Source organism: Arthrobacter sp. 135MFCol5.1 (assembly GCF_000374865.1).
In the GTDB taxonomy this organism is placed as follows: domain Bacteria; phylum Actinomycetota; class Actinomycetes; order Actinomycetales; family Micrococcaceae; genus Arthrobacter.
Genome location: NZ_KB895458.1, coordinates 18548 through 39534 on the forward strand (window position 1 = coordinate 18548; position 20987 = coordinate 39534).

At 66.2% G+C, this 20987-nt stretch carries 20 protein-coding genes, 1 tRNA gene and 1 pseudogene; 15 read left to right on the top strand and 7 right to left on the bottom strand.

What is annotated here, in order from left to right:
- Window positions 1–178: 178 nt before the first annotated feature.
- Complete coding sequence (locus C563_RS0112040) at window positions 179–742, top strand: hypothetical protein (protein ID WP_018762312.1); 564 nt, start codon at window positions 179–181, stop codon at window positions 740–742.
- A gap of 105 nt (window positions 743–847) precedes the next feature.
- Here C563_RS0112040 and C563_RS0112045 read toward each other — a convergent pair whose 3' ends face one another.
- Together C563_RS0112045 and C563_RS0112050 are read right to left on the bottom strand one after the other, a co-directional pair.
- Window positions 848–1528, bottom strand: coding sequence for a response regulator transcription factor (locus C563_RS0112045; RefSeq protein WP_026264738.1), 681 nt, complete (start codon window positions 1526–1528; stop codon window positions 848–850).
- Window positions 1525–2766: a sensor histidine kinase gene (locus C563_RS0112050; protein WP_018762314.1), complete on the bottom strand. Its 1242-nt coding sequence runs from the start codon at window positions 2764–2766 to the stop codon at window positions 1525–1527. Before C563_RS0112050 ends, C563_RS0112045 begins: the two co-directional genes overlap by 4 nt.
- A gap of 205 nt (window positions 2767–2971) precedes the next feature.
- Between C563_RS0112050 and phoU the strand changes: the two genes are divergently transcribed.
- Complete coding sequence (gene phoU / locus C563_RS0112055; RefSeq protein ID WP_026264739.1) at window positions 2972–3634, top strand: phosphate signaling complex protein PhoU; 663 nt, start codon at window positions 2972–2974, stop codon at window positions 3632–3634.
- Between the two features lie 140 nt (window positions 3635–3774).
- On the opposite strand, the gene C563_RS0112060 is transcribed toward phoU, so the two are convergent.
- Window positions 3775–4521: a phosphoglyceromutase gene (locus tag C563_RS0112060; protein WP_018762316.1), complete on the bottom strand. Its 747-nt coding sequence runs from the start codon at window positions 4519–4521 to the stop codon at window positions 3775–3777.
- A 101-nt stretch (window positions 4522–4622) separates the two neighbouring features.
- Here C563_RS0112060 and C563_RS0112065 point away from each other — a divergent pair, with 101 nt between their 5' ends.
- A complete protein-coding gene (locus C563_RS0112065; RefSeq protein WP_026264740.1) occupies window positions 4623–5477 on the top strand; it encodes a class I SAM-dependent methyltransferase in 855 nt (284 codons plus the stop codon).
- Here C563_RS0112065 and C563_RS0112070 read toward each other — a convergent pair.
- Complete coding sequence (locus C563_RS0112070; RefSeq protein WP_018762318.1) at window positions 5462–5815, bottom strand: DUF2516 family protein; 354 nt, start codon at window positions 5813–5815, stop codon at window positions 5462–5464. The two genes, C563_RS0112065 and C563_RS0112070, sit on opposite strands and share 16 nt — an antisense overlap.
- A gap of 9 nt (window positions 5816–5824) precedes the next feature.
- Window positions 5825–7015, bottom strand: a complete 1191-nt coding sequence (locus C563_RS0112075) for a trans-sulfuration enzyme family protein (protein ID WP_018762319.1) — start codon at window positions 7013–7015, stop codon at window positions 5825–5827.
- Window positions 7016–7150: 135 nt separating this feature from the next.
- On the opposite strand from C563_RS0112075, the gene tmk reads away from it, so the two are divergent.
- The 10 genes and pseudogenes from tmk to C563_RS22410 all read left to right on the top strand — a co-directional run bounded on the left by tmk (window position 7151) and on the right by C563_RS22410 (window position 16758).
- The gene (gene tmk / locus C563_RS0112080) at window positions 7151–7843 is read left to right on the top strand and encodes a dTMP kinase (RefSeq protein ID WP_018762320.1); all 693 of its coding nucleotides are present in this window, start codon (window positions 7151–7153) and stop codon (window positions 7841–7843) included.
- Window positions 7840–9003 (top strand): DNA polymerase III subunit delta', encoded by a 1164-nt coding sequence (locus C563_RS0112085; protein ID WP_018762321.1) that lies wholly within the window; start codon window positions 7840–7842, stop codon window positions 9001–9003. Before tmk ends, C563_RS0112085 begins: the two co-directional genes overlap by 4 nt.
- Complete coding sequence (locus C563_RS0112090) at window positions 9000–10568, top strand: alpha/beta hydrolase (protein ID WP_018762322.1); 1569 nt, start codon at window positions 9000–9002, stop codon at window positions 10566–10568. Before C563_RS0112085 ends, C563_RS0112090 begins: the two co-directional genes overlap by 4 nt.
- A 105-nt stretch (window positions 10569–10673) precedes the next feature.
- Window positions 10674–10746 (top strand) — tRNA-Thr (locus C563_RS0112095).
- Window positions 10747–11063: 317 nt separating this feature from the next.
- Window positions 11064–11222 (top strand): annotated as a pseudogene (locus C563_RS22405) (ATP-binding protein); the annotation flags it as partial.
- 375 nt (window positions 11223–11597) lie between these two features.
- Window positions 11598–13265, top strand: coding sequence for a phosphodiester glycosidase family protein (locus tag C563_RS0112110; protein ID WP_018762325.1), 1668 nt, complete (start codon window positions 11598–11600; stop codon window positions 13263–13265).
- A 55-nt stretch (window positions 13266–13320) separates the two neighbouring features.
- Window positions 13321–14403: a glycerophosphodiester phosphodiesterase gene (locus tag C563_RS0112115; protein WP_018762326.1), complete on the top strand. Its 1083-nt coding sequence runs from the start codon at window positions 13321–13323 to the stop codon at window positions 14401–14403.
- A 122-nt stretch (window positions 14404–14525) separates the two neighbouring features.
- Window positions 14526–14699 (top strand): CsbD family protein, encoded by a 174-nt coding sequence (locus C563_RS21165; protein ID WP_018762327.1) that lies wholly within the window; start codon window positions 14526–14528, stop codon window positions 14697–14699.
- Window positions 14700–15271: 572 nt separating this feature from the next.
- Complete coding sequence (locus C563_RS0112125) at window positions 15272–15895, top strand: DUF416 family protein (RefSeq protein ID WP_018762328.1); 624 nt, start codon at window positions 15272–15274, stop codon at window positions 15893–15895.
- A gap of 725 nt (window positions 15896–16620) precedes the next feature.
- Window positions 16621–16758 (top strand): hypothetical protein, encoded by a 138-nt coding sequence (locus C563_RS22410; protein WP_018762330.1) that lies wholly within the window; start codon window positions 16621–16623, stop codon window positions 16756–16758.
- A gap of 99 nt (window positions 16759–16857) precedes the next feature.
- Here the strand turns inward: C563_RS22410 and C563_RS0112140 are convergent, their stop codons facing one another.
- Complete coding sequence (locus C563_RS0112140; protein WP_018762331.1) at window positions 16858–17586, bottom strand: PspA/IM30 family protein; 729 nt, start codon at window positions 17584–17586, stop codon at window positions 16858–16860.
- Window positions 17587–17969: 383 nt separating this feature from the next.
- Between C563_RS0112140 and C563_RS0112145 the strand changes: the two genes are divergently transcribed.
- Both C563_RS0112145 and C563_RS0112150 read left to right on the top strand, forming a co-directional pair.
- Window positions 17970–18884 (top strand): polysaccharide deacetylase family protein, encoded by a 915-nt coding sequence (locus C563_RS0112145; protein ID WP_018762332.1) that lies wholly within the window; start codon window positions 17970–17972, stop codon window positions 18882–18884.
- Between the two features lie 124 nt (window positions 18885–19008).
- Window positions 19009–19647 carry a hypothetical protein gene (locus tag C563_RS0112150; RefSeq protein ID WP_018762333.1) on the top strand — a complete coding sequence of 213 codons (639 nt, stop codon included), beginning with the start codon at window positions 19009–19011 and terminating at the stop codon, window positions 19645–19647.
- A 15-nt stretch (window positions 19648–19662) separates the two neighbouring features.
- Here C563_RS0112150 and C563_RS0112155 read toward each other — a convergent pair whose 3' ends face one another.
- A complete protein-coding gene (locus tag C563_RS0112155) occupies window positions 19663–20904 on the bottom strand; it encodes an NAD(P)/FAD-dependent oxidoreductase (protein ID WP_018762334.1) in 1242 nt (413 codons plus the stop codon).
- Window positions 20905–20987: the final 83 nt, after the last annotated feature.

The following is a 20987-nucleotide window of genomic DNA, read 5'->3' on the forward strand; positions in this document are numbered from 1 at the left end:
AAACGGCCCAATCGACCTCCTCAACCCCCTTGACGGATGAGGATATTAGTGCATCAGGTGAGCGTTCCCACAGTCGATGTGACAGCCTCGAATCCTCGTTTGACCCCGTTTGCGGATAGGCTATGGCTGCAAAAGACTTCAAATTTCTCGAGGAGTACGTGACGTGCGTTCCACTGCGATGAACCGGGCCCAGCGCGGCAAACTGGCACTGACGGCTGCTGCCCTTGGCGTCAGCCTGCTGACTGCGGGCTGCGGTTACATCACGCCCCAGCAGACCAGCCACCAGTACTCCGCCTCGGACGGCATCCGCGCAGACCTCGGCCCGCTGCAGCTGCGGAACATCCTCATCGTTTCCAGCGGCGAAGACGGACCCGGCCGCCTGATCGGCGCGGTCTACAACTCCTCTTCCAAGGACGTGAAGCTCACGGTCAACGGCGCCAAGGGCTCACAAACCGAAGTTCCGGTGAAGGCGAACTCGTACACGCTGCTGAACGAAAACACCGACCCTGCCATCCTGAGCACCACCGGCGGAAAGCCGGGTTCGCTGGTGGACGTCAAGATCAGCGAGAACGGCACCAACGTCACCAGCACGGTCAAGGTGCCGGTCCTGGATGCCACATTGAAGGAATACAAGGACTACCTGCCCACCGCGAGCCCGTCGGCTTCGCCGTCGTCGTCCGCCGGCGCCAGCGCAACGGCCACCGCCACGCCAAGCGCAACGGCAACCGCCACCAGCCGCTAGCGGGGAGCCCGCCAAGGCGGGCGCCCGAGACGTACAGCAAAGGGAGGGCCGGTTGGCCCTCCCTTTGCTGTTGCGCTGGCCTGGACAGCCTTGGCTGCCCGGGGCCTAGGGTTCGAACTTGTAACCGAGGCCCCGCACGGTGACCAGGAACCGGGGTGCGGAGGGATCTGGCTCGATCTTGCCGCGGAGGCGTTTGACGTGGACGTCAAGGGTCTTGGTGTCGCCGACGTAGTCCGACCCCCAGACCCGGTCAATCAGCTGCCCCCGGGTGAGGACCCGGCCGGAGTTGCGCAGGAGCATCTCCAGGAGCTCAAACTCCTTCAATGGCAGCAGGACCTGCTCGCCGTCCACGCTCACGACGTGGCGTTCGATGTCCATCCGGACCGGGCCGGCCTGGACCGTTGAGGAAATCAGTTCCTCCGGCTCGCCCTGGCGCCGCAGGACCGCCCTGACCCGGGCAACCAGTTCGCGGGAGGAATAGGGCTTGGTGACGTAGTCGTCCGCGCCGAGCTCCAGGCCCACGACTTTGTCGATCTCCGAGTCCTTGGCCGTCAGCATGATCACTGGAACGCTGGAACGTTGCCTGAGCTGGCGGCATACCTCGGTGCCGGACAGGCCGGGCAGCTGCAGGTCCAGCAGGACAAGGTCGGCGCCGTTGCGGTCGAATTCCGTGATCGCGTCGAGGCCGTTGTCCACCACCTCAACCTCGAATCCTTCCTTGCCCAGCAAATAGGACAAGGGATCGCTGAACGACTCCTCGTCCTCCACTATCAAAATCCTGCTCAAGCGCTAGCTCCTCGTTCTGTTGCGCCGGCGGCGCGGGGTACTTGGGTGGGTGCAGGCCGGCCGGCCGGCTGCCGCGCCGGCGACGGTGCCGGAGCGTCAGGGACCGGACGGTCGCTGTCCTGTCCTTCCATCTCGGGAAGCCGCAGCGTGAAGGTCGATCCTTGGCCCGGCTGGGACCAGAGCGTCACCTCGCCGCCATGGTTTGAGGCCACATGCTTGACGATGCTCAGGCCCAGGCCGGTGCCGCCGGTCTGTCGCGAACGGGCGGCATCGACGCGGTAGAAGCGTTCGAAGACGCGTTCCTGGTCCTCGGGCGTGAGCCCGTCCCCTTGGTCGGTCACGGAGATGGACACCAGGCCCTCCCTGGAACGTACGCCGATTCCCACTCTGGTGTTGGCCGGTGAATAGCGGATGGCGTTGTCGATGAGGTTGCGCAGCGCGGTGACCAAAAGGTCCTGGTCGCCGAAGACCTTGCCCTGGGTGCGGCCGCCCACCACGATGCTGATGTTCTTGCTCTCGGCGGGCAGCTGCGACCGGTCCACGGCCTCGGCGATGACCGCGTTGATGTCCACGGGGCCGCCTTGCTGCGTCACGCTGGCGCCCTGCAGCCGGGACAGCTCGATGATGTCCTGGACCAGTGCGGCGAGGCGGGCTGACTCCTTGTGCATCCGCTTGGCGAACCGGCGGACCGCTTCTTCGTCGTCCGCGGACGACTCGAGGGCCTCGGCCAGCAGGGAGATGGCGCCGACGGGCGTCTTCAGTTCATGCGAGACGTTGGCGACGAAGTCGTTGCGGATCTCTTCCGTGCGGGTGATCTCGGTCCGGTCATCGGCCAGGAGCAGGATGTATTCCTCACCCAGCATGGCTGCCCGGACCTGGACGATGATGGTCCCCTGCCCCAGCGGTCCGCGCGGGAGCTCCAGCTGCTTCTCCAGGATGACGCCATCGCGCCGCACACCCGCGGTCATGTCCAGGAGTTCTTTGTGGACCACGGTATGGCCGAGGACCAGGCCGTAGGCGTAGGCTGCCGGGCTGGCACGGACAACGCCATCGACGTCGTCCAGGACCACGAAGGCACGTCCGACGACGGCCAGCACCTCCGCCGCCCCGTCCGGCAGCGCAGGTTCCCCGGCGTCGACCTCCAGCAGCTCGCGCTGCTTCTCGCTGACCCGGAACGCCAGCACGCCGAACGTGCCAAGCGCCAGGCCGACGAGGCCTGCAACCAGACCAATGAGCATAGGATCCACAGCTCCACTTTATGCTCTTGCCCGGAGGCCACCGGCGCTTCGAAGCCCTTACCGCGAACGGTTCAACTAACGTTCACCTCCATGGGCATAATCGTTTACCGGGCGATGACAGAGTTAATGGTTAGAGCGCCCCATGGCGACACGATTCCTGCTGCCCTGGAGCGGCCGGCAGGAGTTCCAAGGAAAGGACGCCTACGTGCGTAAGGTTTTTCAGGAAGAGCTCACCCAGGTCGGTGACCAGCTGGTGGAGATCTCCCGGCTGGTCAGCGAAGCCATAGACAAGGCCACCACTTCATTCCAGGTCGCGGACGTGGACCTCGCCCAGGACGTCATCGCGGCGGACGCGCGCATCGACTTCCTGCAGAACAGCCTCGATGAGCGGGCCATCGACATCCTGGCTCTGCAGGGTCCCGTGGCGAGCGACCTGCGCATGATCGTGGGCTCGCTTCGGATGAGTGCCTCACTGGAGCGGATGGGCGACCTCGCGCGCCACATCGCCCAGCTGGCCCGCCTCCGGTACCCGTCCACGGTCATTCCGGAGTCCATGACCGGGACCTTCAACCGCATGGCCGAACTGGACCAGGAGATCGCCGACAAATTGACGGTGCTGCTGGAGAGCCGCGACCTCGAGGTGGCCAGGGACATCCTGAAGGCGAACACCGCCATCAATGACCTGCACCTGAGCGTCTTCAAGGCCATCGCCTCACCCGAGTGGACCGAGTCGCCGGCGACCACCGTGGACGTGGCCCTCGCCAGCCGCTACTTCGAGCGGTTCGCGGACCACGGCGTCTCCGTCGCCCAGAAAGTGACCTACCTGGTCACCGGCGCGTGGCAGCCCAACGCGACTGAACACAGCTAACCAGGCGGATAACGACGGCGGGCTGGTCACCCCAGGTGACCAGCCCGCCGTCGTCGTTTCACATTTGACGCAGCGCGTTCTTCGGCCGGAGTGCGTCTAAGGGAGGAACGACCGAGCACCCGGCGAAGAACCGCGAAGTCTTACTTCTTGCCCTGGTTGGCTACGGCCAGGATGGCCTGCTCAGCGGCCTCTGGGTCCAGGTAGGTTCCACCGGGCTTGACCGGCTTGAAGTCATCGTCGAGGTCGTACACCAGCGGAATGCCGGTGGGGATGTTCAGCCCGGCGATGGCCTCGTCACTGATGCCGTCCAGGTGCTTGACCAGCGCACGAAGCGAGTTGCCGTGGGCTGTGACCAGGACGGTCTTGCCTGCCTTAAGGTCTTCCTTGATGTCCGATTCCCAGTAGGGCAGCAGGCGTACCAGGACGTCCTTGAGGCACTCGGTGCGCGGGAGGGCGTCGCCGAGGCCGGCATAGCGGGGGTCGTGGGCCTGGGAGAACTCGGAGTCATCATCCAGGGGCGGCGGCGGAGTGTCGTAGGACCGGCGCCATTCCATGAACTGCGCTTCACCGTATTCGGCCAGGGTCTGGGCCTTGTCCTTGCCCTGCAGCGCGCCGTAATGGCGTTCGTTCAGGCGCCAGTCACGCTTGACCGGGATCCAGCCGCGGTCGGCTTTGTCCAGCGCGATGTTGGCGGTGTTGATGGCCCGCTTCAGCAGGGAGGTGTACAGCACATCCGGGAGGATGTTGTTCTCCACCAGCAGCTCACCGCCCCGCGCTGCTTCCGCGCGGCCCTGGTCGTTCAGGTCAACGTCCACCCAGCCGGTGAACAGGTTCTTGGCGTTCCATTCGCTGTGGCCGTGGCGCAGCAGAATCAGCTTGTAAGTCATGATTTTCATCCTAGCCGAGCAGTGTTGCCGGCCGCCCAGCGTTACATGGCCGGGCAGGCTTTTGGACCCGCCTCCACACTCGCGGGGATAGTGTTGGGGCCGTGGTTCAAAAGGCTGAACGGGTGAATACCCCACAACTTTCCGGCAGGACATCTGCCGGCCGGCAGGGCCGGCCGGTAGGCAACGTCACCCGGGGAACCACCAACCCCAACCGGATGCGGCGGGTGGACCGCTGGCTGACGGGACCGCAGGCGTGGCGGCTGCGGTCCGCGGCCGACCCCCTCGTTGTTGACCTGGGCTACGGCGCCACCCCGGCCACCGCCGTCGAACTCTTTGAGCGCCTTGCCACAGTGCGGGCGGACGTCCGCGTGTCCGGCATCGAAATCGAGCCCGGGCGCGTGCAGGCGGCGATCCCGCTCCAGCGTCCGGGACTGACCTTCCATGTGGGCGGCTTCGAGCTTCCCGTCCCCGGCCGTCCTGTCCTGGTCCGGGCCTTCAACGTGCTGCGCCAGTACGAGGAAGCGGATGTGCCGGGCATCTGGCGCCTGGTGCAGGACCGGCTGGCACCGGGCGGCCTGTTTATCGACGGCACGTGCGACGAAGTGGGGCGCCGGGTGACGTGGGTTGCGCTTGACCGGGAGCGGCCGCTGTCCTTGAGCATTTCGGTCCGCTTCGGCAGCTTCTACCTGCCCTCGGAGGTGGCCGAGCGCCTGCCGAAGGCCCTCATTCACCGCAATATTCCCGGTGAACGGGTCCACGACTTCCTGCTGGCGCTGGACCGGGCCTGGCTGGAATGCGCCCCCCTTGCCTCGTTCGGGAACAGGCAGCGCTGGGTGGGCATGTGCCGGAGCCTGCGCGACGCCGGGTGGCCGGTCCAGGACGGCCCGGCCAGATGGCGGCTGGGCGAACTAACCGTGGGCTGGGACGCCGTGGAACCTGGCTACCAGGGGCCGTAGGGCCCCGTGTTGCGGCTGCCGCCGCGGCCGGCGTCCTTCACGGCGGGGCGGACATCGGCGAGGTAAACGGAGGCGGCCACGACCGCGGCGAGCCCAAACAGGCCAAGGGTGCTGACGATCCCGCCGCCGGCGCCGAACAGCGAAATCACGCCCACCAGTGTGGCGCCGCCGGTCAGCGCGAGCCAGAAGGCCTTGGTCCGCTTGCCAGTCGCCTCGAACGCGTTGGCGCGGTGCCGGGCACAGTCCACCAGCGCCCACAATTCCAGTCCCAGGGCCACCAGGCCAAGGATAAAGAACACTGCCTGTTCTACAGGCCGAATAATCAGTTCACCGTCCACGAACCCAGCCTAGCCGCCCAGCGTGTCCAGCGCCTGCTTCAGGTCCGCCCAGAGATCCTCCACGTTCTCGACCCCCACGCTGAGGCGAACCAGGTTGTCCGGCACGCTGGCAGGTTCTGCTGCGTGCCTGCGACGGCGTTCGATCAGGGACTCGACGCCGCCCAGTGACGTGGCGGGGAGCCATAATGCGAGGGCCTCCACCACCTTGTCCGCAGCGTCGGCACCGCCCAGGCCGGCCGCCGGCGCCACCTGCACGCAGATGATGGAGCCGAAGCCCTTCATCTGGGCCTGGGCCCGCTCATGGCCGGGGTCCGACGGGAGGCCCGGGAAGCGGACGGATTCAATGGCGGGGTGGGCCGCGAGGCGCTCCGCCAGCAGCATCGCGGAGCTTTGGGACCGCTCCACCCGCAGTGCAAGGGTCCGCAGTCCGCGCAGCGCCAGCCATGCTTCGAAAGGTCCGGCGATGGCGCCGTGGATGATGCGGTGGTGCAGCAAGGCGGACCGGATGTCCGGGTTGGATGTGACCAGCGCCCCAAGGACGACGTCGGAGTGCCCGGCGAGGTATTTGGTCACCGAGTGGAGCACGACGTCGGACCCGAGCCGGAGGGGCTGCTGCACCAAAGGGGTGGAAAAGGTGTTGTCCGTGACGACGATGGCTCCTGCGGCGTGGGCGGCCTCGGCGACGGCCGCCATGTCCGCGATCCCCAACATCGGGTTGGTGGGACTTTCCAGCCAGAGCATGGCCGCGGCCCGGGCCCCGGGACCGGTGGGCGCCAGGGCAGCTTTGACAGCATCGGTATCAGCGATGTCCACGGTGCGGAGCTCTATGAAGCCCTTCTGGGCAAGTTCGGAGGCCATGACCAGCGAGCCCGAATAGCTGTGGTCCGGCATCACCAGCACTCCCCCGGCCGGGATCAGGGACAACGCCGAGCTGACGGCCGCCAGCCCTGATGCGTACAGCAGGCCCGGCAGCGCGGAGCCTTCCAGCTGGCCCAGCGCCTCTTCGAAGGGATCCCACGTCGGGTTCGAATAACGGCCGTAACCCCGGTCCCCGTCGCCCAGCGGACCGGTGCCGAAGTAGGTGGAGGACAAGGTGATGGGCGGGTTGACCGGCTGGTCCCTTTCCCGGGGCGGACGTCCGGCCGCGACCACGACGGTCTCGGGGGAAAGGGACGCGGCCTGGTGCTCGGAAAGACTCATGTTCAACAGCGTACTGTCCGGCCGGGATCCGCCTGAAAGGGGTGTCGCCGTATGGACGCCTTGCGTTCACCGGCTATCCACACAGGGTGCGGCGACGGGTCATGAAATGTCGGTCCGGCTCGGTAGGCTTGGGAGGTGAGCAAACAAAAGGCGGGCGTGTTCATCGCATTCGAAGGTGGCGATGGCGCCGGCAAGTCGACGCAGGCGGCCCGGCTTGCGGCTGAGCTGGAATCGCGGGGGTACACCGTACGCCGCACCCGTGAACCCGGCGGCACCCCGGTCGGCGAAAAGCTGCGTTCGCTGGTCCTGGACCATGGCAACGGCGAGATCGATGCCCATACCGAGGCCCTTATTTTCGCCGCGTCCCGGGCAGCCCACGCCGCGCAGGTCATCCGGCCGGCACTCGGCCGCGGCGAAATCGTGCTGACCGACCGCTACATTGACTCGTCAGTGGCCTACCAGGGGGCGGGCCGCGACCTCGGCCAGGACGCCGTCAAGTCCCTCAACGACTGGGCCACCTCGGGCCTGCAGCCCCACCTCACAGTCCTCCTGGACGTCGACCCGCGGCTTGGCCGCAGCCGCCGCACGGCCGGCCAGGCGGCCGAGGACCGTCTGGAGTCCGAGGCTGATGACTTCCACACCAGGATTCGGAAGGCTTTCCTCGACCTCGCCGCCGGCCGCCCCGGGTCCTACCTGGTCCTGCCCGCGGAACTGCCAGCGGACGAACTCGCGGCGCAAATACGCGACCGGGTCGACGCACTGCTGGCCGGCCCGGCTCCATCCAATGCGTTGCCCTCCCGGCACGGGACGGACGGTGGCGGCTCGTGACGGTGTGGGATGACCTCCAGGGCCAAACCGCCGTCGTCGAACAACTGCGCCAGGCGGCAAGCGGCGAAGGCCTGACGCACGCCTGGCTGTTTACCGGGCCGCCGGGCTCCGGTCGCTCCAACGCAGCCAAGGCCTTCGCTGCCGCGCTGAACTGCGACCAGGAAGACGTGGGCCTGCGGGGCTGCGGCCGGTGCCAGGCCTGCCGCACCATCCTCGGGGAAACCCACTCGGACGTCACCTTCGTCCGCACGGAAAAGGTCACCATCACCATTGATGAGGCCCGCGAACTCGTGGCAACAGCGGGGAACCGGCCGTCCGCGGGGCGTTGGCGGATCATCGTGGTGGAGGATGCCGACCGGATGGCTGAGCGGACCACCAACGTGCTGCTGAAGGCCATCGAGGAACCCACCCCGCGCACCGTGTGGATGCTCTGCGCACCGTCCCCGGCCGACGTCCTGGTGACCATTCGGTCCCGCTGCCGCATTGTTGCCTTGCGCCTGCCGCCTGCCGCGGAAGTTGCAGCCCTGCTGGTCAGGCGGGACGGCGTTGATCCTGAGCTCGCCGAACGCGCGGCGCGGGCAGCGCAAAGCCACGTGGGGATCGCCCGCCGGCTGGCCCGGGACCCCGCCGCCCGGGAACGCCGCCTGGAGACGGTGCGGTTCCCGCTCGGGCTCCGTGGCGTCACTGCCGCGGTGATGATGGCGGACAAGCTGGTGAAGATCGCAACGGCAGAGGCCACCAGCTCCAACGAGGAGCGCGACGCCGCGGAAAAAGCAGCCCTCCTGGCAACTCTTGGCGCGCCCGAGTCCGGCACGCTCCCCCCGGCGATGCGCAGCCAGGTGAAACAGCTTGAGGACGACCAGAAGCGGCGGGCCAAGCGCTCCATCACGGACTCCTTGGACCGGACCCTCACGGACCTCCTGTCCTTCTACCGGGACGTGTTGATCATCCAGCTGGGGAACGCCGTGGAGCTGGTCAACGTTGAGCTCAGGAGTGAGCTGGAGGAGTTCGCCGCCCGCAGTACTCCGGAAGGCACGCTTGCCCGGATGGATGCCATCAACAAAGCCCGCGAACGCATCACCACCACAAACGTCGCCCCGCTGCTGACCCTCGAGTCCATGGCGGCCAGCCTGATCCAGCCCTCCAAGGAGACCCGATGACTGCCCGCCCCCTGCCCGCACGCCACAGGTCCTTGCTGGCCGCCGTCCGCGCCGCGGGCGCCATGGCCCTGGTCATGGTCCTTGCCTCGTGCAGCCTCCTCAACGGCGGTGACAAGAACCCGCCGGAGGCGGCCACCGCCAAGGCCGACCCCTCGATCGTGGCGTCCGCGCCCGCCGGGCTGGAGAAGTTTTACTCGCAGGAAGTCGTCTGGCAGCCCTGCGAAGGCGAATTCCAGTGCGCCAAGGTGACCGTCCCGATGGACTACGCCAACCCGGCCGGCGACACCATCCAAATCGCGGCCCTGCGGGCCCCCAGCAGCGGCAAGAAAACGGGCAGCCTGCTGGTCAATCCGGGCGGCCCGGGCGCTTCCGGCTATGACTTTGTGAAGGACGCCGCTGCGACACACTTCTCGGCGGCCGTCCGCAACGCGTACGACCTCGTTGGGTTCGATCCCCGCGGCGTCAAGCGTTCCGCTCCCGTGACCTGCATGACCGACGCGGAGCGTGACGCGGCACGCGCCAAGACCTACGCCCTCGAAACCGACACCGGGCTGGCGGCGGCACTGGCGGACAACAAGGCAATCGCTGCCCAGTGCGCGGCGCAAACCGGCCCGGTCCTGGCGCATATCGACACCGTTAGCGCCGCCAAGGACCTGGACGTGCTGCGTGCGGTGGTCAATGACACCAAACTGAATTATCTCGGATACTCGTACGGGACCTTCTTGGGCTCCACCTACGCTTCATTGTTTCCGGACAACGTGGGCCGGATGGTCCTTGACGGCGCCCTCGACCCGTCCATCAGCAATGAGGACCTGACCAGCGGCCAGGCCCGCGCGTTCGAGAAGGCCATCCACACCTACGTCGCCAGCTGCCAGCGGCAGGGCAAGTGCCCGCTGACCGGCGACGTCGACTCCGGCGTGCAACAGATCCGGGACCTCATCGACGCCGTCCAACAGACACCCCGCACCGCCAGGGACGGCCGCCTGGTCAATGCGACGACGTTCGTCAGCGGCCTGATCACCCCTCTCTACAACGACCAGAGCTGGCCTGCCCTCACCCAGGCGCTGGAGGCCGCCATGAACGGGGATGTGAGCCTGGTGCTGCGCCTCGCCGACATCAGCGCCGACCGTGCGACCGACGGCTCGTACACCTCCAATTCCACGTTCGCGTTCAACGCGATCAACTGCCTTGACTACCCCATGGTTTCGGACACCGCCGGCATGCGGGCGGAGGAGAAGCGCCTGGAACAGGACTCCCCCACCTTTGGCTACTTCTTCGCCTACGGCGGGACCAGCTGCGCTGACTGGCCGTACAAGAACGTCCGGACGCCGCAGGCGGTCGAATACCCGGGGAACTCCCCGATCGTGGTCATCGGAACCACGGGCGACCCCGCCACCCCGGTTGATTGGGCTGCCTCCCTGCGCAAACAGCTGGGGAACGCCTCGCTGCTGACTTGGAAGGGCGAGGGGCACACAGCCTACGGCCGGGCCAACAGTTGCCTCGAAGATTCGGTGGACAATTACCTGGTCGGGGGCAAAGTTCCGGCCGACAACACCGTGTGCTGAACGCCTCAGCGGCCTGCACCTGTCCCATTTTGACCGCGGCGCAGAGACTCTATTACAGTTGACTCTTGCATGAAGGGCCCGGTTCAGTCCGGGATTTTGTGCGGTGCTTCCTTAGCTCAGTCGGTAGAGCGTTTCACTCGTAATGAAAAGGTCATCAGTTCGATTCTGATAGGAAGCTCGGGATAAACCCCTAGGACTCAAGGGTTCTAGGGGTTTTTCGCTGGTTAAGCCGAGAGATCTTCTCGATGGCAGGGCACACTTAGACGCTCCCTTGAATGAACCTGTAACAGTGGGGTGATTCTAGTCCCGGCCGCAAAGTGTCCTGTCCGGGATCGCCTCAACCTCTCGTCCGTGGGACGAATTGCGCCGAGGGAAACGAGCGCTAAAGGACCCGCTAAAATCCGAGCATGTCCTTGACCCAGATCCTCGAGGACATGCGCGGCGCTTACTGCTTCCGGACGGCTTGCGGCGCGAGGTCACCGAGCACATTCTTCAACAATTCCCGGCGCCGGATTGGGGCTGGCGACCACCAAGTCCATCGTCGAAAACCACCGCGGCCACATCACCCTCTCTAGCAGCCCGGTCAGCGGCACCAGGGCGGCGCTGAGCCTGCCAGCCGCTGACGCCAAACCCCCAGCGCTGGCGGTCGTCTAGCGCCTCATCACCTGAGCGGCCTGGAGCCGCTCGGCGCTTTCGTCCGTTCCGACGGGTTCAGTCATGGAAAATGGGCTTGCCCAATTGATCCTAAGCATGCTTCCTCTGGATGCAGTCGATCGCAAACGGCTGGGAACGGGGAGTTCGAAAAGGGTGCGCTCAGCGAACGGGGCGCACCTTTTCCTATGCCCGCCACGAGGCTCATCGGCTGCCGGGTACGCACATAAGTTCTCCATGCTGCGCGGGGGTTACGGCATCTGGACGGAACATCCGGACACAGTTCCCCGAACGGTTGATGAACACTCATCGAAGGCATGAATAACCGCGGTGTGTGGGAGGGCTCTATGACTTCCTGGCGCTCTAGTGTCGATAACCATGATCAGCCCCAATCATCGTCACCGCCGTGCGGTTATCACCGCCCTGGCCGTGTCCCTCCCTTTCGCCTTCCTCACCCCGGCAGGCGCCTCCACCGCGGCGCCAACAGCACCGGCACCTGACCAGCAGGCTGCCGCACCGGCACAGGCCTCACACCTGGACCTCGGCGCGCAGGACCTGCCTGAGACGCGGAACGTGACCACGCTGGCTCCGGGCCTGACCCGGACCACGATCACGCGCGGCGCCCCTAACCAGGAGTTCTTCTGGACTGCCGAAGTCGCGGTCCCGTCGACCTCTCTCGACCCCGACGCCCCGGCTTCCGCGCTGTCCACCCAGGCGCAGGCGCAGAAGGTTGCCGACAAGCTCAACGCCGCTGGTGTCACTGCCCGCATCGAGCACGTCCAGTCACCCCAGCTGGCCGACGCCGGCGGCGACCTCGGCTACCGGGTCCGTGCGGGCCAGTTCAGCTCGAAGGCCGACGGTGCTGCCACCGTGGACCAGATCAAAGCCGCGGGCTACAAGGCCTCGGTGATCTACACCGGCTGGGACGGTGACGCCGGCTCCAGCGAGGACGACCGCGGACCGTGGAATCTCCAGGTGCTCACGATTGATCCGAAGGAATTCCACGGCGACCTCACCTCCTCCTTCGGCCCCAACCTCGAAAACCGCGAAACGACCAGCCAGCTCTCAGCCGCCGCCGGCGCCCTGGCAGCCGTGAACGGCGGGTTCTTCACCATGGACCCCGCGGCGGGTGCCCCCGGTGACCCCGCCGGAGCCGCAGTCCACGACGGCAAGGTCCTCAGCGAACCCGTCGGCGACCGGCCCTCCCTCGTCCTGGATAAGAACGGCACCTCCATCCAGCGGCTGCACTGGCACGGCACTGTCACCGCGCCGGGCGCGGCGGAACTCCCACTGGACGGCATCGACCGGGTCCCCGGGCTGATCCGCAACTGCGGCGGCACCGACGACACCCCGACGAACCTGCCCCTGCACGACTTCACCTGCACGGACCCGGACGAGATCGTCTCCTTCACTCCCGAGTTCGGCCCCACCACCCCGGCCGGCCCCGGACTCGAAGTCGTCCTTGACGCGCAAGGCACCGTCACCGCCGTCAACCACGCGCGAGGCACCGCGGTGCCCGCCGGCGGCCAGACAGTGCAGGCCATCGGCGCCGACGTCGACAAGCTCGCCGCCCTGGCCGTGCCGGGCAAGAAGCTGAAGGTCGACACGGACCTGCTCGATGAAAGCGGAAAGACCCTGACGACCACCCCGACGACGGACGTCGTCAACGGCGGCCCGACCCTGGTCCAGAACGGCCAGCTGGACGTCACGGCCAAGCGCGACGGCATGGTCCGGACCAACGACAGCAACAGCTTCTTCTACGGCTGGGTCCACAAGCGCAACCCCCGCACCTTCGCCGGAGTGGACGCGCAGGGCCGCACCATCCTGGTCACCGCCGACGGCCGCCAAACCACCTCCCTGGGCCTGAGCCTGAACGAAGAAGCCCACGTGGCGAAATCGCTCGGCATGATCAACGCCATCAACCTCGACGGCGGCGGATCCACCACCATGGTCCAGGGCGACCAGGTCATGAACTCCCCCTCCGACGCCACCGGCGAACGCCCAGTCGGGGACGCCCTCCTCGTCTTGCCCGGCCGCAAGCCGTAACCCGGCCCACGCCCTTCACCTTCCACCCCGCCACAACCCCAACCCCGGAGAACCCATGAAGTGCACCAAGCTGCTGACCGCGGCCGCCATCACTGCCGGCCTTGCCCTGGGAACATCCCTCCCGGCCCACGCCGCCGACACCAACCCCAACGGCACCGAAAACCACTTTGACCTGCAGGCCCACCGCGGCGGCATCGGCCTGACCGTCGAATCGACACTCGCTTCCTTCGCCAAGGGCATCGAGACCGGCGTGTCCACCTTGGAGATGGACCTGCAGATCACCAAGGACGGCCGCGAAGTCATCACCCACGACCGGAAGATTGATGGCCGGAAGTGCAAGGACACCGCGCCTGTCACCCCGGGAGACCCGTCCTTCCCCTATGTGGGCAAGTACATCAAGGACCTCACCTTCGACCAGGTCCGCAGCCTGGACTGCGGCTCCCAGACGCTGCCCCAGTTCCCCGGCCAGCAGGCCTCCCCCGGAGCCAGGATGCCGACCCTGGCAGAGGTCTTCGACCTCGCCAACCGTTACCGGGCCAGCCAGGTCAAGTTCAACATCGAAACCAAGGTCGAGGCCGGCGCCCCGGAACAGACCGCCCCGCGCGAACAGTTCGTCGACGTCGCGCTGCGCGAAATCAACAAGGCCCACATGGCAGAGCGCGTCTCCATCGAAAGCTTCGACTGGGGCTCCCTGCGCATGGTGAAAGAGCGCCAGCCCGGCATCCGCACCGTCGCCCTGACCAACAAGGACTTCCTGCAGGCCGGCCAGCCGGGCAAGTCGCCATGGCTCGGCGGCATTGACGCCGATGACTTCGGCGGGGACCTGGTGGACGCCGCGGCTTCCCTTGGCTTTGACGCCATCTCCCCCGTCCATGGCACGCCCCAGAACGGCACCGTCACCGACCCAGGCTACGTCCCCTACGTGAACGCGGACATGGTGACCCGCGCCCACGCCAAGGGCATGCAGGTTATCCCCTGGACCGTCGATGACAAGCCGACCATGCGCAAGCTCATGGACGACGGCGTCGACGGCGTCATCACCGACTACCCCAACATGCTGCGTGACGTAATGGCCGAACGGTCCCTGAAGCTGCCCAAGCAGTACACCCTGGAGCCGGGCATGTCGGCAGCCAAGTAACCTGGCTGCCTGCGATCCAAAGCCCGAGGCTCCTGCTCGGCAGACTTGCCAACATAATCCTAAGCATGCTTACTATGGATGCAGCCGAATGCGAACGGCTGCCAACCAGAGGAGGAAACACCATGGGACTGGGCGACAAGATTGACAACGCTGCCGAGAAGGCAGGCGGCAAGGCCAAAGAGACGGCCGGCACCGCAACAGGCGATGAGAGCCTCCGGACCGAAGGCCAGGCAGACCAGGCCAAGGGTGATCTGAAGCAGGCCGGAGAAAAGGTCAAGGACGCCTTCAAGGACTGACAGTTTTATACGGGAAGGGCGCGCTCAGCGAACGGGGCGCGCCTTTTTTGTGTCCTCATGGTGTGGGCGTCTGTTTCTGGAAGGTGTTCTGATTCCAGCTCGTGGGGCGCGGTCAGGTATTCTTCGATCGATCCCCACTCCCGTCCGCTACAGCCGGTCGAGGGAGCCCTGTCGAATGCCGATCTCGCTGTGGGAGTCCGGGTCCGCTGCCGTGCGTCGTACGCTCACAGCCGCGCCAGCAGCGTCCTCGGATAGGGTTGGCCGGACAGGTGAGCGGCCCTCCAATCCGGAGTCCTGCGCCTCCGGGAGGTCTGCCGGGCGTGATCAGGAACTGACCAGCCCAATGCAGGGACGCAATCATGAACCGGACCAAAACGCCGGGCAGGCTGAGCGTGTGAGGGTCGTTGACGGGCCCGCCGTGGCGAGGCTTCCAGGCCGCTGCATTGACCACAGTCGTGCGGAAGAGCACAATCGCTGAATCAAGGCAAGCCAATCACTCGTTGTCCGGCCTGCAGGAGCTTCCTTGAAGATACAGGAGCCACAATTACTAGCCCGAAAACCGCAAAGTGGTAATGAAAGTGGCGACACCGGAATATGACGAGATGGTTCTGAAGGGGCGCCTTTCTGGCCTGGACAGGAGAGCCAAGACGGCGTTCGCCGCAGCATGCGCAGAGAGCCTCGTCGCGCTTCACGAGAGATACTGGACCACAACTGGGGACAGCGGAAAGGCGGCGCGGGCACGGGAGATCCTCGACTCCGCCTGGGACGTTGCGTTCGCCGGCAATTCCGACGTCAGTTCGCTTGAATCGGAAGCCGTGTCGCTGGGCCCTACGGATGACGAGGAATGGTCGTTCGACAAGGGATATGCACAAAATGCCGCTGCGGCACTGGCCTACGCAGTCCGGACATGGCTGTCCGATGACGCGCAGGAAGCGGCATGGGCTGCCCGGCAGGTGTACGAGGCGGCTGAATACTCGGGCAGCCAGCCCGATGTGCAACCCGGCGAGCTGCTTGTCCGCAAGGTCAGCGATGTTGCTGCCCAGATCGCCGTCACCGATACTTCATCAGGCGTTCAGTCGGCCCTGGACTTCCTTGATCAAGCTCTCAGGATCTGCGAGGACATCCCCTTGCCCCGGGACCAACTACAGGTACTGGCCCAGTCTTCGGGCCAAACATGGGCCGCCGCATTCAGCTAGAGACTGAAGATCCGGGTCACCGTCGGAATGCGCTGCGAGATGGACGGACGGAACGATCGACGGCATGTTCTTCCAGGTCGCAAGTCAGACCGCAGTGGGCGATATGAAGACTGAACACCAACCGTTCGCTTCTTGGGTGGCTGTCAGTACCAGGGAAGCATTCCAACGTCGGAACGAGGCACCATGGTCCAAGTGGTTCAGGGCTACTTCCGTAGCGCTGTCCGCTTCCCGAAAAGGTCCACGGAACTCCTTCGTGGAGTGAAAGCCGGCAGCCATGTGATCGGTGTTTGTTGGCTGGCGTTGTCCCTCCTGTGGGATGGCGCGTGGCAAACGATCCTGTGGGCCGTGGTCGGCCTGGCTGGACTTGTCCAGTCCGCTTTGGTGGAGAAAGAAATCCTTCGCAGGACGAATGGCGCCGGCAAGGGAGGATGCCCCATGGACGCCGAGTACAACGTAATGGCTGACTTCCACCAATTCACGGTCTCCGACCCGACAGCCGATTTCGGGGACCTCTGGGCGAAATGGACGGACGAGACGATCGACGCCATGTTCGTCCAGGGCGACCGCTACATCGCAATTGGCACCATGCGCAATATGTACGCACCGGTCCTCATCCGCGGCTCGACTCGGAGCGTTCCTTTACCGGCAGGGTCGACAAGGTCGCGACGGGGGTCCTGGAAGTTCCCAGCGGCGTGGTGGAAGTCTCGGGGTCCACGGACAACGGCATGAGTGGCGGGAAGGTGAAGGTGCCTCCCGGCACGTACCGCGTCGAGGTGCAGTACTTCAATCTGGATTCGATCTCTGACGATGGCCTTGAGGGCGATGACCGCTACATGATCACACTTTTCAGGGCCGGCAGGTAGGCAGGGCGTCAGGGGCCGTAATCGTCCTAGACACCGGCGTTGGGGTTCCAACAGAAGACCGGCAGCAGTGCCAAGCCGACAACTCCTAATAATGGCAACCTAGTTGTCGATCGCTTTCCGGTCCATGGACTTGAGCGCCGCGAGCCGGGCTTCCACTTCGGTCTGCTCCCCGAGGTCTTCGAGGGAGGCGAACTGTGCATCCAGGGATGATGCAGCGAGCTCCTGCTGGCCGCGGACCGTAGCTTCCTGCCGGCGGATCCTCTCCTCGTAGCGGCCGATCGCCGAGGTTGGGTCCCCGGTATCCAGGGCTTTGAGGGCGTCGTGGACCTGCGACTGCGCGGCGGCCACCCTGGCACGGTTCACGAGCTGGTTGCGCTTGGCCGTCAGCTCACTGAGCTTGCCGCGCATCTGGTCCAGGCCCTGTTTGAGCTTGTCAACGACCTCGTTTTGCGCTGCCAGCGCAGGAGCCTGCGCCTTGGCTGTCGCCTCGGCGGACATCTGCCGCTGCAGGGCGAGCCTGGCAAGGGCGTCGAACTTGTCAGCGTCCACACCGTTCCCGGCGGCCCGGAATTCGTCCGCTTTGCGGGACGCGGCGGCCGCCTTGCGGCCCCACGTGCCGGCGTCGTCGACGGCGCGGGCGTAGTCGTCCTCGGCCATCCGGAGATTGCCGATGGTCTGGGCAACAGCCGCCTCGGCCTCACGGATGTTCTCCGAGTAGTCCCGAACCATCTGGTCCAGCATCTTCTGCGGGTCTTCGGCGGAGTCCAGGAGGGCATTCAGGTTGGCCTTCGCGAGCTGCGCGACGCGGGCGAAAATACTCTGCTTCACAGTGTCTTTCTATCGGTACTGGCCGCTGGATTCAACGTAGACGGCACCAGCGAACGCAGAAGCTCCCTGCACGCCACCATGATTCGCCGGCAAGGACGGGCCTGGAGGTCGTGGTCCTCCCCGGGCTTTGCCGGTTACCGGCCACATTGGCGCGCAGGCGCACCGCCGCAGTTCCGTTTTCACGGAATGCCAAGGCTGGCGCGGTATCATCCCGTCATGACCCCCTTCGTTCCGGCTGCAGTTCCGTGCGCCGTCGCACAACCGGCGCTGCCTTGCCCCGCCACGTCCAGCGCTCCCCGGTTCAGGGTCACCGGGGATCAGTCATGGAACGGCTTGAAGTCCCTGCGGGGTAACTGACCGTGGAACCACAAGGCGCACGCCACATGAGCCAGGACGGCAAAGGTCCCGGCCGCAGGACCGTACTGCTGGCCGCGGTGCTCACGCTGTCAGCTGCCGTACCGGATCTCCAGCCCGACCGGCGGCGGGCGGCTGACGCTGCAGAAACGGTCACGGAACCGTCAAGCGTTCCCTCACACGCGCCCGCCCGGATTGTCGACGTAAACCCGGACGATTCCTCGCCCCTCCCCGCCTCAATGCCGTCCGTGCCGTCCCGGGCCGACATTGTCGCCGCGTACGGAAAGCACCAGGCCCACTACTGGGGACTGGAAGCGCCCGGCGTCCTGACAAGGCTTCCACCCGCTTCACAGGGCATCTCGCTGACCTTTGACTTTTGCGGCGGACCGGGCGGCAGCGGCCATGACCAAGCGCTGCTGGACACCCTCCGCCAGCGGCACATCCCTGCCACGCTCTTCCTGAACTCGCGGTGGATTACCGCCAACCCCTCCACAGCACGGCAGTTGGCAGCGGACCCGCTGTTCGAACTGGCCAACCACGGAACATCGCACAAGCCGCTGTCCACCACTGGAAACAACGCCTACGGGATCCCCGGGACAAAGAACGCCGGAGAAGTCTATGACGAGGTCATGCCCAACGACCTGTCGCTGGCCGGGATCACCGGCGCCCGTCCCCGTTACTTCCGCCCCGGCACCGCCTACATGGACGACGTCGCTGCAGACATCCTCCATGCCCTGGGTGTCAGGCCTGCGGGCTTCAGCATCAACGGCGACGGCGGCGCCACCTACCCTGCCGCCGTCGTCGCCAAGGAAATCGGCAAGGCCAGGCCGGGGGACGTGGTGATCTGCCATGGCAACCACCCGAACGGCGGAACGGCTGAGGGCGTGGCCCACGCCATCGACAAACTGCTGGCGGCAGGCATGTCCTTCACCCACCTGCCCTGACCACCGCTGCTTCGGACGCTGGCGGCCCCACCGCTGATCCGTTACGTTGGCAGGGACTCCCGCATCCAACGGTCCGGGATGGCCGCGCGGGCAACAGTTGCACGCTGACGTTAGGAACCCTCGAATGCCGGAACAGAAGGAAGCCCCAACACTCGGCTGGGTCCCGGCCTGGGCCGACCTGCAGGGCCGGTCCGCCGAGCCGGCCGGCGCCGGCTTCATCCTGGACGCTGCCCACGGTACCCCGGACGAACCGGCGGAGTACGTGGCAGGCTGGCCCGGCCCGGACTGGGAAGAGCTTGCCGGCACGGCGGCGGCCAGGCCCGGGGCGCGGCTGACCCTGGTCGTCGCCACGGCCGCAGCGCAGGCGCCCGCCCCGCCTGGATTCTCCCTGGCCGCCGAGAGGATTCTGCTGAACGCCCCGACATCCCAGCTGGACACCGGCGTCGACCTGCCCGAGAATTCCCAGGTAGCCCTGGCACCCATGGACAGCTACGACGCCGTCGAAATCACGGTCTTTGACCACCCGGTGGCCAGGGGCCGCGTCCAGGTGCGGGACGAAGCTGCCGCCGTCACCATCCTCGAAGTCCCGGAGGGCCCGGACAAAGAAGTCTTCACGCGGGCCCTGTTCGCGGCCATGGCTGAAGAAGCGTTCCTGCATGGCGCCGCGCACCTGCATATGGTGGTTGAACCGGATGCAGCCGCCGGCTTCCAGGAGTCCGGCTGGACCACCGCAGGCCGCCTCCTGGGTTACGCCACGGCATAACGAGGCGGCGAGCGCCTAGTCCGGCCGTCCCACCACCACCTGCGCCGGGCTGTGCGTGAGGTAACCATTCGCCCACGAGAACAGGGCCCGGATTTTCTGCTGGAATCCGGGCAGCAGGGCGAGGTGCACCGCGAGCCAGGACACGAATGCCAGCGGCCCCTGCAGTTGCAGCCGCCGGCGCCCCAGCTCCGCCACCGCGGCGCCCCGGCCCACCATGGCCATGTATCCCTTATCCCAGTAGCGGAACGGCTCCCGCGTGCCGCCGGTCAGGTCGGCATGGATGTTGCGCGCAGCCCATTTGCCCGATTGCTGGGCCACCGAGCCGAGCTGTGGCAATCTATCGCCGGCGGCATCGGTGATGTTGGCGGAGTCACCCAGCACGTAGACGCCTTCGAAGCCGGAAACCGTCAGGTCCGGTTGGACATCCACGCGCCCGCCCCGGCCCTGCGGCAGCCCGGACTCCGCGATGATCCGGCCCGCCTGGAGTCCACCGGCCCACACCACGATCCTGGCAGGAATAACCGTCCCGTCCTTGAGTGTCACACCGTCAGGCCTCACCTCGCCCACGGCCTGGCCCATGTGCAACTGAACGCCGAGCTTGGTCAGTCGGTCCCGCGCGTAAGCCTGGGATTTCTCCGAGAAGGCAGCCAGGACGTTGGGAACCATATCCACCAAATGCACATGGCAGCGTTCGGCCAGCCCCGGAGAAAAATACTTTGGCACCACGTATTTGACGTTCTCGGCCAGTGCCCCCGCGGTCTCCACACCCGTGGGGCCGCCGCCCACCACGATCACGTCGGCCCCGACGGCCGGCTCCCGGTCGGCCTCGTCCAGCACTGCCGTGATGGCCACGCTGAGGCGGGTGGCGTCTGCCACCGAGTACAGCGGGTAGGCGTGTTCGTCAGCGCCCGGCGTGTTGAAGTAATTAGGTACCGCGCCGGTGGCGATCACCAGGGCACGGGCCCGGTAGCTGGATCCATCACGGGTTGTCACCGTGCGGTTGGCAGCATCGATGGCTGTCACCTCCGCAGTGAGGACCCGCACGCTGTTGATGCGCCGGAATTCGGAGCGGAGTGGCCGGGTGACCGCTGAGACGCCGATCTGGGACGCGGCGACCTGGTAGAGCAGCGGCTGGAACTGCTGGTAGTTGTTCGTATCCAGCAGCAGCACCCGGATACCCTTGCGGCCCAACTCCTCGGCTGCCGACTTTCCGGCGAAACCGCCGCCAACCACAATCACCTGGTATGAATCGTCCATTCGAGCAACATACCCCTCCCCGCCTACGAGTAACAGGGACTCCGGGCACGGGCCTCTGGAAGGACGCGGCCGGCCGACCAGCC

What these genes read in the sequence shown, in the direction of transcription:
- C563_RS0112040 (WP_018762312.1), top strand. Translation starts at nt 179, where the DNA reads ATGAACCGGGCCCAGCGCGGCAAACTGGCACTGACGGCTGCTGCCCTT.
- C563_RS0112050 (WP_018762314.1), bottom strand. Translation starts at nt 2,766, where the DNA reads ATGCTCATTGGTCTGGTTGCAGGCCTCGTCGGCCTGGCGCTTGGCACG.
- C563_RS0112060 (WP_018762316.1), bottom strand. Translation starts at nt 4,521, where the DNA reads ATGACTTACAAGCTGATTCTGCTGCGCCACGGCCACAGCGAATGGAAC.
- C563_RS0112075 (WP_018762319.1), bottom strand. Translation starts at nt 7,015, where the DNA reads ATGAGTCTTTCCGAGCACCAGGCCGCGTCCCTTTCCCCCGAGACCGTC.
- C563_RS0112090 (WP_018762322.1), top strand. Translation starts at nt 9,000, where the DNA reads ATGACTGCCCGCCCCCTGCCCGCACGCCACAGGTCCTTGCTGGCCGCC.
- C563_RS0112110 (WP_018762325.1), top strand. Translation starts at nt 11,598, where the DNA reads ATGATCAGCCCCAATCATCGTCACCGCCGTGCGGTTATCACCGCCCTG.
- C563_RS0112115 (WP_018762326.1), top strand. Translation starts at nt 13,321, where the DNA reads ATGAAGTGCACCAAGCTGCTGACCGCGGCCGCCATCACTGCCGGCCTT.
- C563_RS21165 (WP_018762327.1), top strand. Translation starts at nt 14,526, where the DNA reads ATGGGACTGGGCGACAAGATTGACAACGCTGCCGAGAAGGCAGGCGGC.
- C563_RS0112125 (WP_018762328.1), top strand. Translation starts at nt 15,272, where the DNA reads ATGAAAGTGGCGACACCGGAATATGACGAGATGGTTCTGAAGGGGCGC.
- C563_RS22410 (WP_018762330.1), top strand. Translation starts at nt 16,621, where the DNA reads ATGAGTGGCGGGAAGGTGAAGGTGCCTCCCGGCACGTACCGCGTCGAG.
- C563_RS0112145 (WP_018762332.1), top strand. Translation starts at nt 17,970, where the DNA reads ATGAGCCAGGACGGCAAAGGTCCCGGCCGCAGGACCGTACTGCTGGCC.
- C563_RS0112150 (WP_018762333.1), top strand. Translation starts at nt 19,009, where the DNA reads ATGCCGGAACAGAAGGAAGCCCCAACACTCGGCTGGGTCCCGGCCTGG.
- C563_RS0112155 (WP_018762334.1), bottom strand. Translation starts at nt 20,904, where the DNA reads ATGGACGATTCATACCAGGTGATTGTGGTTGGCGGCGGTTTCGCCGGA.